The 16,434-nt window shown below is 33.0% G+C and carries 15 protein-coding genes; 4 read left to right on the plus strand and 11 right to left on the minus strand.

The annotated features are described in order from the left end of the window. Positions 1–34 precede the first annotated feature (34 nt). The 9 genes from J8M14_RS18340 to hemB form a co-directional block, all read right to left on the minus strand. Positions 35–748: a 3'-5' exonuclease gene (locus tag J8M14_RS18340; protein WP_211076283.1), complete on the minus strand. Its 714-nt coding sequence runs from the start codon at positions 746–748 to the stop codon at positions 35–37. Then, on the minus strand, positions 738–1,898 hold the full coding sequence (locus J8M14_RS18345) for a serine hydrolase (protein WP_211076284.1): 1,161 nt from the start codon (positions 1,896–1,898) through the stop codon (positions 738–740). Before J8M14_RS18345 ends, J8M14_RS18340 begins: the two co-directional genes overlap by 11 nt. Before the next feature lie 77 nt (positions 1,899–1,975). Then, entirely contained in the window at positions 1,976–2,452 is a 477-nt protein-coding gene (locus J8M14_RS18350; RefSeq protein ID WP_211076386.1) for a methylated-DNA--[protein]-cysteine S-methyltransferase, read from the minus strand. Then, on the minus strand, positions 2,452–3,537 hold the full coding sequence (locus J8M14_RS18355; RefSeq protein WP_211076285.1) for a CNNM domain-containing protein: 1,086 nt from the start codon (positions 3,535–3,537) through the stop codon (positions 2,452–2,454). The genes J8M14_RS18350 and J8M14_RS18355 overlap by 1 nt, the downstream gene beginning before the upstream one ends. A gap of 193 nt (positions 3,538–3,730) precedes the next feature. Next, positions 3,731–4,855: a T9SS type A sorting domain-containing protein gene (locus tag J8M14_RS18360; protein ID WP_211076286.1), complete on the minus strand. Its 1,125-nt coding sequence runs from the start codon at positions 4,853–4,855 to the stop codon at positions 3,731–3,733. A 213-nt stretch (positions 4,856–5,068) separates the two neighbouring features. Then, complete coding sequence (locus J8M14_RS18365) at positions 5,069–5,584, minus strand: DinB family protein (RefSeq protein WP_211076287.1); 516 nt, start codon at positions 5,582–5,584, stop codon at positions 5,069–5,071. Next, positions 5,584–5,982 (minus strand): c-type cytochrome, encoded by a 399-nt coding sequence (locus tag J8M14_RS18370; protein WP_211076288.1) that lies wholly within the window; start codon positions 5,980–5,982, stop codon positions 5,584–5,586. Before J8M14_RS18370 ends, J8M14_RS18365 begins: the two co-directional genes overlap by 1 nt. 8 nt (positions 5,983–5,990) lie before the next feature. Continuing rightward, a complete protein-coding gene (locus J8M14_RS18375) occupies positions 5,991–6,380 on the minus strand; it encodes a TerB family tellurite resistance protein (RefSeq protein ID WP_211076289.1) in 390 nt (129 codons plus the stop codon). A gap of 15 nt (positions 6,381–6,395) precedes the next feature. Beyond that, entirely contained in the window at positions 6,396–7,370 is a 975-nt protein-coding gene (hemB, locus tag J8M14_RS18380) for a porphobilinogen synthase (RefSeq protein WP_211076290.1), read from the minus strand. 132 nt (positions 7,371–7,502) lie between these two features. Between hemB and J8M14_RS18385 the strand changes: the two genes are divergently transcribed. From J8M14_RS18385 to J8M14_RS18400, 4 genes are all read left to right on the plus strand, one after another. Next, positions 7,503–8,384, plus strand: coding sequence for an ABC transporter ATP-binding protein (locus tag J8M14_RS18385; protein WP_211076291.1), 882 nt, complete (start codon positions 7,503–7,505; stop codon positions 8,382–8,384). Between the two features lie 2 nt (positions 8,385–8,386). Further along, complete coding sequence (locus tag J8M14_RS18390) at positions 8,387–11,986, plus strand: M1 family aminopeptidase (RefSeq protein ID WP_211076292.1); 3,600 nt, start codon at positions 8,387–8,389, stop codon at positions 11,984–11,986. A gap of 203 nt (positions 11,987–12,189) precedes the next feature. Next, the gene (locus J8M14_RS18395; RefSeq protein WP_211076293.1) at positions 12,190–13,704 is read left to right on the plus strand and encodes a carboxypeptidase-like regulatory domain-containing protein; all 1,515 of its coding nucleotides are present in this window, start codon (positions 12,190–12,192) and stop codon (positions 13,702–13,704) included. Between the two features lie 164 nt (positions 13,705–13,868). Continuing rightward, positions 13,869–15,338, plus strand: a complete 1,470-nt coding sequence (locus J8M14_RS18400) for a carboxypeptidase-like regulatory domain-containing protein (RefSeq protein ID WP_211076294.1) — start codon at positions 13,869–13,871, stop codon at positions 15,336–15,338. Positions 15,339–15,346: 8 nt separating this feature from the next. Here the strand turns inward: J8M14_RS18400 and J8M14_RS18405 are convergent, their stop codons facing one another. Both J8M14_RS18405 and J8M14_RS18410 read right to left on the minus strand, forming a co-directional pair. After that, a complete protein-coding gene (locus tag J8M14_RS18405; protein ID WP_211076295.1) occupies positions 15,347–15,745 on the minus strand; it encodes a hypothetical protein in 399 nt (132 codons plus the stop codon). 72 nt (positions 15,746–15,817) lie between these two features. Next, positions 15,818–16,426: a membrane lipoprotein lipid attachment site-containing protein gene (locus tag J8M14_RS18410; protein WP_211076296.1), complete on the minus strand. Its 609-nt coding sequence runs from the start codon at positions 16,424–16,426 to the stop codon at positions 15,818–15,820. Positions 16,427–16,434: the final 8 nt, after the last annotated feature.

Genomic DNA, 16,434 nt, shown 5'->3' on the forward strand with positions numbered 1-16,434 from the left:
ATATAATATCAAAAACTAAACCCCTTAGATCAACTTACACTGAAATCACCTCATCATCATCCAATAGTTCTTCCTGTCTAAGTCTAAGCAAAATCTGAGCCACAGCTACTGTATCTTTTTCGCAATAAATGACAATCCGATCGATATCTTTTTCTTTATAATACACATCTCTTACCTGGCTACCATCGATGTCATCTTTTGGAGAAGGAATACCCAAAATATTTGTTAATAGTTTTAAAGAAGTATAATGTTTATAGTCTCCAAATTTCCAGAGGTCCAAAGTATCCAGATGTGGGACTTCCCAAGGTTTTTTACCAAAAAGATTCAACTTATAAGGTAATTCAATACTATGGATAATCATTCGACGCGCTATGTAAGGAAAATCAAATTCTTTTCCGTTATGAGCACAAAGCAAATGATGTGGTCTGTTAAAGTGTATTTCAATCAGGTTTTTAAAATCTATAAGGAGTTGTTTTTCTTCTCCATAAAAAGAAGTTGTTCTAAAAGACCTGGTTTCTCCTTTAAAAGTGAAATAACCAACAGAAATACATACAATTTTACCAAACTCAGCCCAGATTCCTGCGCGATCATAAAATTCTTCTGGAGAGAAATCTTCTTTACGCTGATATTTGGTTTTATCAGCCCAGAGATATTGCATCTCTTCACTTAATTCTTCATGATTTTCTTGCTCTGGAACAGTTTCTATATCTAAAAAGAGAATATGTTCCAGGTTTAACTTATGAAGCATTATCTAACATTTTATACGCTTCTTCGATAAAAACAAAAAAGTCATTGGTAAAAGATTCTCCTGGTACAAACTGCCCTCTATTATGTCCTAGCCTCACAATGATGACATCATCTTCGGGAATACAGATTACATATTGTCCTAAAATACCACGCATCGTAAAAATCTCTTTATCCAGATGATCAGATAACCAAAATCCATATCCGTACATATCATCTTCTTCGAATCGTTTTTTGGTAGCTAACTCTGTAAATTCAGCTGGTAAAATCTGTTTTCCATTAAAAACGCCTTTGTTTTTAAACATCACTCCGAACTTGGCAAAATCCCTTGCATTACTGGCAACACAACAATACGCCTTTTCCATCCCACTATCTTCGCTATCCAATTGCCATAAGGCATCCTGCTCCATCCCCATAGGAGCCCAAAAGCTTTCATATAGGTAATCTGATAAATTTTTCCCTGTTGCCTTCTCAATAACCATTCCCAGTAACTGAGTATTACCACTTAGGTATTTAAATTCTTTACCTGGCTCTTCTACTACTTCTAACCCTAATAATACTTCTCTAATATCTGTATCATAATATGCTTTGGCAGTAATAGAAAAAGGACTTTTATAGCTTTCATCCCAATTCAATCCAGAAGACATTGACGAAAGGTCTCCAACCGTAGTTTTTGCTGCTAATCCTTCAGAAAATTCTGGAAAAAAATCACCAAGTGGCTCATCCATACTTTTTATATAACCATCCATTATAGCTTTCCCCAACATGGCAGTCACCATACTTTTAGCCATAGAGAAGGAATTGGTTTTGGACTCAGTACCATATCCATCAGCATAATTTTCATACCAAATACTATCATTTTTGATAATCATATAAGCCACAGTACCTAATCGATCATTAATTTCGTTTAATCTATCTGTACTTTTAGCTTTATTATAATCCTGATGTAGGTTCCAGGCAATTGGGTTTTTAGATTTTGTAATTGTACGATTATCAAAATGATCATAATCATCAATATATGCCGTTGTATGACCAGTCATATAAACTACTCTGACTCCCTTAAAGATATATTCATAATCAAAAATGTATAATACTACTACACAAAGTAGAATAATAGCTAATAGCCCCTGGAGCAAACGTTTGATTACCTTCATAAATGTAATTTGTTTTAACTTTAATGAATGAGATGTTGAGTTTTAACTCTACTAAAGTATGAAAATTAATTTCACCTTTAAAACAAAGACTGTTGCTTCACGGGGTTTTCATGATCCAATAACCATTTTTTACGCCATAATCCACCAGCATAACCTGTTAACGAGCCATCACTGCCTATTACACGGTGGCAAGGTACAATGATCCATAACGGATTCTTACCATTTGCAGATGCTGCTGCCCGAATACATTTTGGATCGCCTAATCGCTTAGCCATATCCAAATATGTTGTGGTTTTACCAAAAGGAATATTCAGGAGTTCATCCCACACTTTTTTCTGAAAATCGGTTCCTGCAGGGTTTAATTTTAAATCAAAATCAGTCCGATTTCCCTGAAAGTATTCTTGCAACTGAAGCGCTCCGTCTTGTAATATTACAGGGATTTTTGTAGAAGGTTTTTCGGAAGACTCTTTTGTTACAGAAACACTAGTAATTCCATCTTCATCTCCTGAGATAGAAGCAATCCCCAGTGGTGTCTCTATATAAGCAGTTTCGATCACTCTTCTTTTTTATCTTCCAGAATTCCAAGTCTTCTTGCACGATCTTCCCAATTTTTACGAGCCAGTTCTTGCATATTCGAGTCAGTATCGCTTTCATCCATAATTTCTAACCCTAAAAGGGTTTCGATTACATCTTCCATACTTACTAAACCACTTACAGAGCCGTATTCATCTACCACAAGTGCTACGTGCTCTCGTTGTTCTACCAATTTCTCAAACAAATTAGGTACTGCCATACTGCGATCTACCACAAAAAGTTGTCTCTTAAGATCTCCTAACTTTTTATCGTGATGATCTTCTGCCATTTCCTTATACACCTCATCTTTGAGAACATATCCTGTAATATTATCTGGATTATCTTTAAAAACTGGTATTCTAGAAAATCTTAAATTCTTATTATTTTCAAAAAAGTCTTGTACATTTTGATCTTCGGGCGCCATTTTTAGCACAGTCCGTGGAGTCATAATACTCTTAGCTGGGATAGCTTTAAAATTAAGCAAGTTTCTAATCACTTTAGACTCTGACTCTTCAAAAACACCTTCTTCTTCAGCAATATCTGCCATTGCAGAAAAATCTTCTCTGCTCAGAACACTCCCATGATGTCCCTTTCCTCCTATGAGTTTGGTTGTTAATTGTAGAAGCCACAATATACCTGTGTATTTTAATGGAGCTATTAGTATTATTAGTGCTTTAGACGTGAAATTAGCCAATTGTTTCCAAAAAGTAGCTCCAATGGTTTTAGGAATGATCTCCGAAACTACCAAAATTAGCATTGTCATAATAGCGGAAACAATTCCAACCATATTTACTCCTAGTATTTCAAATTTATAAGGCAATTGTTCTGCTTGCACCCCTACCAGAATTGCACCTACAGTATGTGCAATTGTATTTAGTGTCAGAATAGCAATTAGTGGCTTGTCTACATCTTTCTTTAGGTTTTCTAAAGTAGTAGCATATGTTTTTCCTTCTTTCTTTTTAAGATTAATAAATGTTGGAGTTACGCTTAGCAATACCGCTTCTAAAATTGAGCATAAAAAAGAAAAAAAAATAGAAAGTACTGCGTATATAATTAGTAAGGTCATCAGATGTAAATTGTAGCTGCTAAGGTAATAAATAATTTGGGTAGGAATAAGCGTAAAATAGTGAACTTATTTGTAATTCGAATTCAAAGACGATTTTAAAAGTAATGCATGTTCGCTAATTTAAAAATCAAAAACCCCACACGTTTTAACAGTCTGTAAGGTTTTATACTATCATTTTTTTGAGCCTTTAAGCTTATTCCGTTTTTAATATTTTTACAACTTGATTGTCAACTTTTAATAAGTAAATATTTGGTGTTAATGATGACAAATCAATTTCCTCTTTATTCGAGTTAATTTTACCGGTAATTAAATGCTTCCCTATAATAGAAAAAACATCATATTTCTTAGTGTTTGTATACCTGCTTTCTAAAGTAATAATTGAATTTGTTGGATTAGGATACACACCTGATATGAACTGATCATTATTATACTCATCAACGGATAATGTTCCGCAAGAAATATTTGTCTGAATTAATGATGCTGTTGATGAATTATCTAACAGATCATCTGTGATTAAGGGACAATAACAATTATTACTATCCAATTGCAGCCTAAGCCATGAAATTGTTAATTTACCCACACTTCCTTGTGCTGCCGAAGGACTGTTGGCAACAGAATGATTTCCGTTTTTTACTTCGTAAAGTAATTTATTGGTTGCATCAGGGGTTTGGTTATAGTGAATATTAGCATGCTGAGATGGTTGTGCAGTATTATCGTTCTGCCCACTAAAAATAAGAACTGGAGTCGAATGATCGAGACTTGGCCTATTAAATGTTTGCAACCAAGGACATAAGGCTACTACCGCTTTTATATTGGAACCCAAAACTGCTGCTCTCTGGGCACCACCTCCTCCCATGGAGTGACCACTTACAGCAAATTTATTCGTGTCAATTTGCCCAGCAAGTGGAGAAGACACACGTGTATTCTCTTGTCGTAAGGTTTCTAACGCATCTAATAAGGCATTTGCCCTAGCATCAGGAAATGCACGTCTGTCATTAGTTCCTATAACCATAGCTATGATTCCATGAGAAGCATAATACGGTCCCCAAGCTCGTACTGCTCCCGGACCGGAAGTAAACCCTGGTACAATAGCAATACTGGGATATGGCGGTGTTCCGTTTGTAGGATAATATACTGTTGCTTCTAAATAGTCTGGGCCATTTCTTAACCCATCAGCTTCTGTTAGGGTTTCTACGTTGTATGGTCCGGGATTTGTTATAGATGCCAAGGTCACGTCATTACATTGAGCATGAACTGAATACAAAGAAGTCACGGTTACTACTAAACTAAGTAGTAGTGCCTGTAAATTATTAATCATGAGTTTGTGTTTTTAATAAGCCATATTAGTTTGTGTGAATTATTAATTTAAAAATTAACATATTCTAATTCCTTCAACTGTAAAATGTTAATTTTATTATTCACGCATATAAGTATATGTTTCTTATACTAAAAACAATTGATTATGTTGTGTTTTATCTTATAATAAAGAGGAAGTTGAAAGTCGACTAAATATAAAAACTGTTTGTAAAATTCACCAACCTACATATTTTGGTGGTTTAATCTCATTCAGGTTTAGATATACGATTAGTTGCCCTCGATGATGTGTCACATGATCCTGAAGCAAATTGAGAATCTGAAGTTTTGATTTTTTACCAGCAAAAAAATCTACTTCGGTTTTAAAATCAGCTGGGTCAGTATTTTTTATCTTTTCATATACAAAATCGAAAGCTTGGGTTAGTGCCTTAATAGCTTTGACTTTAGTCTGTGGAGGGTTTTCTCTTAACTTATCCCTATCAAATGTTTCTGAAGAAAAATAAGTTGTCCCCAACCATAACATATTCCCACGAATGTGAAGCAATTGATCCTTAAAATTCATTTCACGTTCGGTAGGCTTAAAGTCATACATATCTTCCGGCATAGATTCAGCAATTTCCAGCAGATATAATTTAGAATTATTCCATTTTTTCAGAAAAGCTTCTTTAGGAGTTGTTTGTTGAGCCATTATATTGCCAGAGATTATAAAAATGATGATCAGTAGTCTGCTCATTACTCCGTTTTACCATTAGCAACTTCATTCATATATACTTCGACAGCGTTAAGCTCTTCTTCTGTAAATGTTTTGATAATTGCAAAATTAGTTTTCATCACAGCATAAGTTTCAGGATCTACGATGGGTTCTGCTTCTTGCTTAAGAAAAGCAATTAAATCACCTTTTTGATCTTTATAAACTTTCATAATATCAATAACACCCGGGCCAATAGATTTTTTGTCAATCTTATGGCAGGTATAACATTTCCCTTTACCATTAAAAATAGCCTTACCTGTATCGTAGGGTGATGCTTTTTCTTTCTTTGTACCTATGGTAATCTGCTTTTTTTCTTTTTTCTCTGATTGACAACCTACAGCTAACACAACTAAACTGAGGAGGAGGATTAGTCTTTGCATATACCTTACTATGAATTATATTTTTCTTTGATTATTTCAATATCTTTTTTGAAACGCTCTAATAAATCTCTTGAGAAGTTTTGAATTACTGCTTCTTCCTTGGCATCGGTACCTTTACTAGCTTCAGCAATTTTACTCAATGCATAAATCATAAAATCATATTCTTCATCAGGTCCGTTATCAGAAAACACTTCTATCACTTTTTTATAAAGTGTTTCGATATCACTTTGCTGATCATTCTCGTAATCAAAAGACCATTTGATTTCATTTCCCTTTGGGTGCCCCATTAAAATTTCTTCAAGTGTTTGGATTTCTTCTTTTTGGATCACTCCATCACTCATTGCCACAACATACAATAACTCTCCGAATGTTTGATATAATCTATCCTTGCTTACCATAGTCTTACAATTTTATTATCCTAAAAGCTTCACCACATCTTTGGCAAAGTAACTTGCAATAATGTGTGCTCCTGCTCTTTTCATGGCAATCACTTGTTCCATCATTACCGCATCGTGATCTAACCAACCTTTTTCTGCTGCAGCTTTTAACATAGCATATTCTCCACTCACCTGATACACAGCTACAGGAACATCAACTGCATCTCTAACATCTCTTACGATATCCAAATAACACAATCCCGGTTTGACCATAACGATATCTGCACCTTCTTCAATATCCATAAGGGTTTCTTTGATAGCTTCATCTCTATTAGAAAAATCCATCTGATATGTTTTCTTATCCCCAAAACCCGGTGCAGAGTCCAGCGCATCCCTAAAAGGACCATAAAAAGCCGAAGCGTATTTGGCACTATAGCTCATAATACCGGTATTCTTGAAATTCTCTTTTTCCAACAATTCTCGAATTGCCAAAATACGTCCATCCATCATATCACTAGGCGCTACAAAATCAGCCCCAGCTTGTGCATGAGACAGGGACATTTCTGAAAGAACGTTGCAAGTGTCATCATTAACAATGTAACCATCTTCTACAATTCCATCATGACCATAAGATGAATATGGATCCAAAGCCACATCAGTCATCACCAACATATCCGGAACAGTTTCTTTTACTGTTTTGATTGCTCGTTGCATTAATCCATCAGGATTCAAAGCCTCGGCTCCTTTATTATCCTTCAAATTATCAGGCACTTTCACAAAAAGAAGCACTGATTTTAAACCTATAGACCAAAGTACTTTAACCTCATTTTTTAATAAATCCAGACTATATCTATAATAGCCAGGCATTGAAGCTATTTCTTCTTTTATTCCTTTACCTTCTACCACAAAAAGTGGAACTAAAAAATCATTAGGTGTAATGGTATTTTCTCTGACTAAAGAACGAATCGCATCGTTGGTTCTAAGTCTTCTGTTTCTGCGGAGTTGTTGCATTCGTGATGATCGATTAATAGTCGTAAAGATACTGATCTCACCTAATTTTATTCAAAATATGCTAAACTTTGTAACAAAAACTTAACAACGACTACTAACATTTCAATACATAAACTCAAAAAAACTGAATATATGCTCACCATAAAAAACCTTAATAAAACCTATCCTAACGGTACCCAAGCACTCAATGATGTCAATTTAACTTTAGACAAAGGAATGTTTGGGCTTTTAGGTCCAAACGGTGCCGGAAAATCAACGTTAATGAGAACTATAGCTACATTACAATTAGCAGATTCAGGCGCTATAGAATTTGATGGAATAGATGTTTTTAAACAACCGGAAGAATTACGTAAGGTTTTAGGATACTTACCACAGGATTTTGGTGTATATCCAAAGGTTTCTGCAGAAATGATGCTTAATCATATTGCAAAGGTTAAAGGAATTACTAATGCAACCGAACGAAAAGGGTACGTAGCAGACTTATTGAATAAAGTAAACTTATATAAATTTAGAAGTCGTAATCTGGGGGATTACTCCGGAGGGATGCGACAGCGTTTTGGAATTGCTCAAGCATTATTAGGTAATCCAAAACTAATCATCGTAGATGAACCTACGGCGGGGTTAGATCCTTTAGAACGTAACCGTTTTCATAATCTATTAAGTGAATTAGGTGAAAATGCAGTTGTTATTCTTTCTACGCATATCGTAGATGATGTGACTAATTTATGTCAAAATATGGCGGTTTTTAATGAAGGTAGAATTCTTGCACAAGGAAACCCTCAGGAACTGTCTAATACACTGAACGGAAAAGTATTCAAAAAACATATTGAAAAGTCTGAATTGGAACATTTTGAAAATGAATTTACTGTATTGTCTAATTACCTAAGAGGGGGGCAATTTTTCGTAAATGTATACAGCGACTCCAACCCGGGAGAAGGATTTAAGATTGTAGATAACAATCTTGAGGATTTTTATTTTTATAGTATTAACCAAAAACAAGAACAGGAGGCATAATTATGAAAGAAATGTTCTTATTTGAGTTAAAATACCGTCTGGGGAGACCTGCAACCTGGATATATGCAGGATTAGGATTAATTATTGGTGTCATTCTAGCATTAGTCCAGCAATCCTCTACTGCTCAATATGTAAATAGTCCAGATAATATTACAGGAGTCATTGGAGTAATTTCTATTATTTCTATTTTCTTTTATGCCGCCATTATGGGTGTGCCTATTTTTAGAGATCAGGACCATAAAACTGCACAGACTTATTTTACATTTCCGATTAGTCAAAAATCATATGTATTAGGTAGATTTTTTGGAAGTTTCACTATTACCACAATGCTTAATGTTTTTATAGTATTGGGAACAATGATAGGTTTTACCATCGGAATGTTTTGGGATCGTCCTGATTATGGAGAATATGATATGTTCAACTTCTCTTCCTATCTTCTTCCTTTTATCTTCCTTTTAGAAATCAATGCTTTATTGGTAGGTTCATTATTCTTCTCTTTAATGGCTTTTTTCAAGAAAATGCCAATTATCTACCTTGGAGGTATTTGTCTGTTTATTATGTATGGAATAGCTGAGGATTTCTTAGGTGATCTTGATAATCAATGGTTAAGTGTATACTTAGATCCTTTTGGAGGACAAGCCTATGGTTTTGTGAAAAAATATTGGTCTATCAACGAACTCAATGTTAATCAGTTACCCATTTATGGTAAATTCTTATTAAATAGGCTACTTTGGTTAGGAGTGGGATTAGTGTTTTTCTTGATTACTCTTTTTAAGTTTGATTATAAAAAATTCTTACTTACCGGATCAAAAAAACAAAAAACGAATAATGATGCTTATACCCCATCTTTAATATCTTCTATAACACAAGTATTTAACAAAAAAGAAGAACGTAAAAACCTGTTATCTTTAAGCAAGATTGAATTCTTATCCGTTCTTAAAGATCCCGTTTTTATTATTCTAATTATTATTGGTATCGCAATATCATTAATGACTATTTTTTATGGAAATGAAACGTATGGCACACCTAACCTTCCACTTACCAGATTAGTGATTCAATATATTTCTGGAGGGATTATACTACTTTCTATTATCATTTTAGTGATTTACTCCGGAGAGGCGGTTCATAGAACTCGAAAGAATAAAACCTTCGTATTTTATGATGCATTGCCAATCAGCAATGCCAGCATGTATTTTTCTAAAATCATTTCATTAGTAGGTATTGCCGTTCTATTAACGCTTGTTAATATTATAATTGGGTTATTATTTCAAACCTTTAATGGTCATTTTGAATATAATTTGGGGATGTATTTTACCTATAATTTTATGTTAGTGTTTCCTAATTATGTAATGACTATACTTATGGCTTTCTTTGTTCATGTATTAGTGAACAATAAGTTTTTAGGGCATTTTATTGTTATCCTTCTATATCTGGGGCTACCTCTGTTGGTTACCCTAGCTTTTAAGAGCACCAATCCGCTTCTTATTTTTAGAGGTACTACTCCAATATTTATTAGCGATCTTAATGGGTTTGGCCACTATCTTACGGGTATTCTATGGTTGAGTCTATATTGGATTTTACTTACTGCAATTCTGATGATTATTGGTAAACTTTTCTGGACCCGAGGATTTTATTCTACCGCAAAAGAACGTTTATTTCTTGCAAAACAACGGTTTAATGCTAAAACCATTGGAGCTCTTACAGTAGTAGTCATTGCTTTTATATCCGTAGCAGGATATAGCTATTATAATCTTAAAGTAGTCAATAGAATTGAAAGTGGAGATTATATCAATAAAGTTCAGGCTGATGCTGAAAAGAAGTACTCACGACTTATCAATCAGGCACATCCACAGGTAACAGATCTAAAAGCATATATCGATGTTTTCCCTGAGGAAAGAAATGTAAAAGCTAAAGGAGAGTTCCAGATAATTAACAATTATGATACTCCGATAGACACTTTATTACTTAATGTTCAATATCCTATTTTGGGCACAACATTCGAAAAAATAGAATATAATGGTACAGAACTAAAGCCTGTAATTTCGGATTCTACCAATCGGATGTACTTCTATAAATTACCAAAAACCTTACAACCAGAACAAAAAGCAGAACTTATTATCAATATAACTGCTGAGACAAAAGGTTTTTCAAATGACATGGAAACCCAAGTATTATATAATGGTTCTTTCTTTAATAGTTCTATTTTTCCTAGTTTTCATTATGATAGAACCCTTAGTGATAACGGAATACGTAAAAAATACGGTTTAGAAAAGCTAGATTATTTATTTCCACCAAGAACGGATTCCACAGCATTAAAGAAAAATTTGTTTAATGAGGATGCCAATTACATCAATTTTGAAGCAGTAGTTAGCACCACCAGTGACCAAACAGCGATTGCACCAGGTAAATTGATTAAAGAATGGAAAGAAAATGATAGAGCATATTATCATTATAAACTAGAATCGCAGACTGATCTTTTCTTTAATGTTGTTTCCGCTAGATACGACGTAGAAAAGTCTAATTGGACAGCTCCAAGCGGGAAGAAGGTAGATATCGAGATCTATCACTCTCCGAAGCACAAAAGAAATCTAAAATATTTTATAGACGGAACTAAGGTGGCTTTAGACTATTGTTCTAAAAATTTCTATGAATATCCTAATTCAGTAATTAGAATTGTAGAATTTCCGGCCTATGCTACTTTTGCTCAATCTTTTGCAACAACTATTCCTTACTCAGAAAATTTTGGATTCTCGGCAGATTTTGACAGAGCAGAAGACTTTAATTATGCGTTTAGAGTTACCGCTCACGAGGTAGCTCATCAATGGTGGGGACATCTGGTGACTCCTAGTAAAACTTCCGGCGCAAACATCATTTCAGAAACTTTGGCAGAATATTCTTCATTGATGACAATGAAGCATCAATATGGCGAAAATGGAATTAAAAACTTCCTAAAATATTCCCTAGATGAATATCTGAGAAGTAGAGCTTTTACTTTTAAACCTGAACGTTCTTTAATGAATGTAGAAACTGGAGGTTATATTTGGTATCGAAAAGGATCAATGATTATGTATGAATTACAAGACATCATTGGAGAAGATAAAATCAATAAGGCTTTGAAAGAATTTGCACATGAATATAAAAACTTTGAGAAAGGAGTATATCCGACCTCAGAAAACTTATTTGATGCTATCTATAAAGTAGCTCCAGACTCACTAAAGTATTCGGTAGAAGATGGTTTTAAAGAAATTGTATTATATGAAAACAGAGTTACAGAAGCCAAAACTAAAAAATTGGATAATGGTAAGTATGAAACCACTTTTACAGTAGATTCTAAAAAGATATACTACACCGATAGCGGTAAAGAAGATCGCACTGATGACAAAACCAATTATATCGAAGTAGGCCTTTTTGGAGAAGATATTATTGATGATCAGGAAGTACCTCTTAAAAACCCTTTCTATCTAGAAAGAAGATGGCTAAAATCCGGTGAGAATACTTTTACAATTATCACTAACGAAAAGCCACTAAAAGCAGGAATTGATCCATATAATAAATTAATCGACAGAAACTCTGACGATAACCTAAAAACGGTATTGGAATAAAAATTTAATTAGTTAATTAAGTTCCGAAAATCACGGTTAGAATGCGCTGTTCTAACTGTGATTTTCTTTTTTAAATCTACTCTTGTAACAAGATCTTCTCATTTCAGTCTTAATTTTATAAACTCACAGGCAACTATTATAATAAGAATTGCGTCTATGTTAGTAAACATAATTTTATCAATCAGAAATAAGATCATCAACACATGAATATTCAAAAATTCACTATTACATCTATTGCTTTTTTATTAGGTTTTGCATCTATAACTGCACAAACCATTAGTTCCACAATTATTGACAAAAAAACTAATCAACCTATCCCCTATGCAACTATTGAGTATGCAAAAAATCAAGGAGTCATTACCAATGAAGAAGGAAAATTTAGTTTTACACTAGATAAGAAAATTACGAAAACAGATTCTATATACGTCTCTTCTATGGGATATGAAAAGGTAATTATACCATTAGGTAATGCAACAGATAGTATTATCTATATTGAACCTAAAGCTATCGAACTCAGCGGGGTCTTTATTACCAATAAGAACCTAACCATCGATGAGATTATGGATAATGTAAAAGAGAGGTTAGATCAAAACTACAACAAAGATTTATCTCATAAAAAGCTATTTTTAAGAGAGTCCGACTTTACTGACATCAACAAAATCAATGTTAAACTAAAAAAATCTACCATTGAAGAGTTTGATAGAGAATTCATAGATAGTGTCATATCCATTATCCCCAGAAAATCATCTTATTATACCGAATCCCTATGTGATTTCTACGGTAATTTCGAAAAACAAAAACTAGGTATCGTAAAAGGCGCAGAGCTTTATGATAAAAGCAATGACGGTTCTATGAATGCCTTATCTGATCGATTAGAAAACATCCTAAAAAAGAATGTAAAACAAAACTCTTATCTAAAGATTAAATCTGGTTGGCTTCCTGGTGCTAAAATTCAGGTGGATTCTATTATCCAAAATAATGCTGAGGCAGCAGAAGTAAAAGAAGAACTAGAGGATAAAGATAAAAGTCAAGAAAATCATTTTCATAAATACAGAAAATCCACAATAGAAGGTCTCCTGTCCAACATATTTTTTCAAGAAGATTCTAAGCTTAATTTTATTGATAAATCCGGCAGATATAAATTTGAAGTTACAGACTATACTACAATAGATGATAGTAGTGTATACATTATAAATTTCGAACCTAAAAGAGGAGCAGATTTTAAGGGAACTCTATTTATAAATACCGAGGATTTTGCTATTATGAGAGTTGATTATGAAAATGTAAAAAACCTAAGAAACTTTAGCTTACTGGGAATTAGTTTTTATGACACTCTTTATAAAGGAAAAACAATTTTCGCCAAAGGTTCAGATGGCAAATACAATCTGAAATATATAGAAAAAACCCGAGGTAATGTTTTTGGGATTGATCGACCTTTAAAAATTGTTGAAAAAAATAAGTATGTGAAAGGAAAACGTAAACAAAATGAATTGTCCGTAGCATTAGATATTGGAGCTGGAGAAATTAGCAAATATGAATTAGTCGTTTTTGATTCTCAATCCATAACCGAAGGAGAATATGAAACCAGTAAAGAAAATGAAGTGATACAGCCTCAATATCTATCTAAATACGACCCAGAATTCTGGAAAGGACATAACATTATAGAACCTAATACCGCAATTAAAGAATTTACAGTTCTAGAAGGAGAAGAGTCTTAAAAAACCTTATAGAAAACAGCTTTATATTTTAGGAATTTTAATACTAAGTTAAATTCAAATACATAATTTAACTTAGTATTAAAATTTTAAGTCTTACCTTAGAAATATGATCTAATGCATAAAACCGTTATTCATATAACGTTTTGCATTTTTAATTTGATTATATGACGTTACAAAAAGCTGTTTCTGCCTTAATTCTGCTATTTTTCACTACTCTTATTAATGCGCAAAGCATAAGCTCCAGGGTTGTTGACAAAAAAACAAATAAACCCGTCTCATACGCTACCATCCAGTTATCAGAAAACACAGGGATTATTACTAATGAAGAAGGAAGATTTAGTATCACTTTAGAGGATACAACACCTAAGTCTGATTCTATTTATATCTCATCCATGGGATATGAAAAACTAGGTATCTCTATTAAAAGCACAATAGATAGTATCATCTATATAAATCCAAAAGCCATAGAATTAAGTGGTGTTTTTGTGTCTAATAAAAACCTAACAGTAGATGAAATTATTGATAACGCCAAAGATAATTTGGAGAAAAATTATGACTTGGATTTAACAAAAAAGAGGTTGTTTTTTAGAGAAACCAATAATAATTACATGAATAAACTAGAGATCAAGTTTAAAGAATCCTCTATAGAAGAATTAGACAAAAAACTTATTGATAGTATTGTACAAGTAATCCCCAGAAATTCTCAATTTTTTGCTGAGGCTCTTTGTGATTTTTATGGAAACGAAGATCAGCAAAAACTTCATGTTGTTAAAGGCGCTAGGTTATATGATAAAAACAATACTGGTTCATTAGAAGGTTTATATAAAAAACTAGAAAAAATATTCAAAGACAATGTAAAACCTAATTCTTATTTAAAAATAAAGTCTGGGATATTTAGTCAAAAAGTTCAGGTAGATTCTATTCTCAATGCTAATAAGAGTGATGGAGATAAAGAAAATATCTTCTTTAAGTCCAGAAAGATGAATATTACCAATTTATTTAACGACCTGTTTTTTCAAAGAGGTACAAAACTCGATGTGATCAGAAAATCAGGTCGATATGAATTCGAACATACAGATTTTACATCCATTGGTGAAAACAGTGTATACATAGTAAATTTTTCTCCTAAATGGCGTGGAGATTTTAAAGGAACTTTATATATCAATACAGAGGATTTTGCAGTAATGCGAATTGATTTTCAGAATGTAAAATCTCTTAGAAAAATAAAACTACTAGGATTTAGTTTTGAAGAAAAAACTTATAAGGGCAAAGCTTTTTTTACTAAAGGAAGCGACGGTAAATATGGTCTGAGATTTATAGAAAAATCCACTGGTAATAAAATAGGTGTTGATCGACCATTAAAGGTGATCGAAAAAAACAAATATGTTAAAGGTAGAAGAAAACAAAATGAACTATCACTTGATCTTGATGTAGTAAGTACGTTACGCAACAAATACGAAATTGTAGTTTTTGATTCTAACAGGATCAGCGAAGCCCAATTCAATGATAGTAAAGAAAATAAAAACGTAAAGGCAACATACTTATCCAAATACGATCCTAATTTTTGGAAAGGATACAATATTATAGAACCCAATCAAGCTATCAAGGAGTTCTCTGCTCCAGAAGAGAACTAACTGCCCCCCTATTTTAATTTTAGGGTCTTAATTAATGCTTTAAAATAAAAATCTTCCTGATCCGGAGTGATAACCGTTTTGTAGGCTGTATTTTTGATGATATAATGTGGTGAAACTTCAGGATTTAATTCACCAGAGTGAAGATTAACAAGTTTTTGAATAAAATCATTAATTAGCAATACCTCTTCATACGTAATCTCACGACGAATGGTGGGCTTATTGCTTTTATATACTAAGTAGTCATTTCTGAAGCTTAGAGACTCACAGGCACCGTCTGTTTTATGAAACTCAAAAGTAAAGTCCTGAGATGAAAATATCTTATTAATATTCTCCACAGTAGGTTCTACATTACGAGCACAACCACTCATAATAAAAACAAAAAGCAAACACATAATGATCTTTTGCACCATCCTATTTTTTAGGATAAGGTATAAAAAATCATTATGTGTTTGCTAACCTAAGAAAATTAATTCTACTGACTATTTCGAAGCCAATCGTTTTATTGATTTCTCGAAATCAACATTATCTACGTTGCTTACGTGTAAACCAATACCTCCTGTTTTTAAAGAAACGATATATTCTGCTTCGAACTTTCTTTCTTTTTTATGTGCTTTAAGATATTTTAGCTTTACAATTTTAGAATTCGGAGTAAAGAAATATCGTCCGTGAATCCTTTTGTATTTTATCTCCTGTTTGTTCGCTTCATCCAGAAATTGACCATTTAATTTTGATACATACTTCGCAGCACTATGCTCATCAAACTGAACAAAATCACGAGTATATATAAATACATAGTTCTCTACGTTAGTATCATCAACAAATAATTCAAAATCAACTTTTTTAGACTGAACTCTTTCTAATTCTGCCAAAGCAAGTTTTTTAAATTTTAGTTCATCATTAAGTGAATCTAATCTTTGGGTAAATTCTTCCGGGGTAGTTTTTGTATATTCATCAGAAAGTACAATTTTATTATCTCTAAACTCAATAACATGCTTAGAGTAATTAGTAAATCCTGTTTTTGCTTTCGGAAGAAATTCACAACTTGTCAAAGCCAAGGTTGCGACTATTAATAGTAAAAGTTTTTTCATAGATTAAG

Origin of the sequence: Aquimarina sp. MMG016, from assembly GCF_018100805.1 — a bacterium.
GTDB lineage: Bacteria > Bacteroidota > Bacteroidia > Flavobacteriales > Flavobacteriaceae > Aquimarina.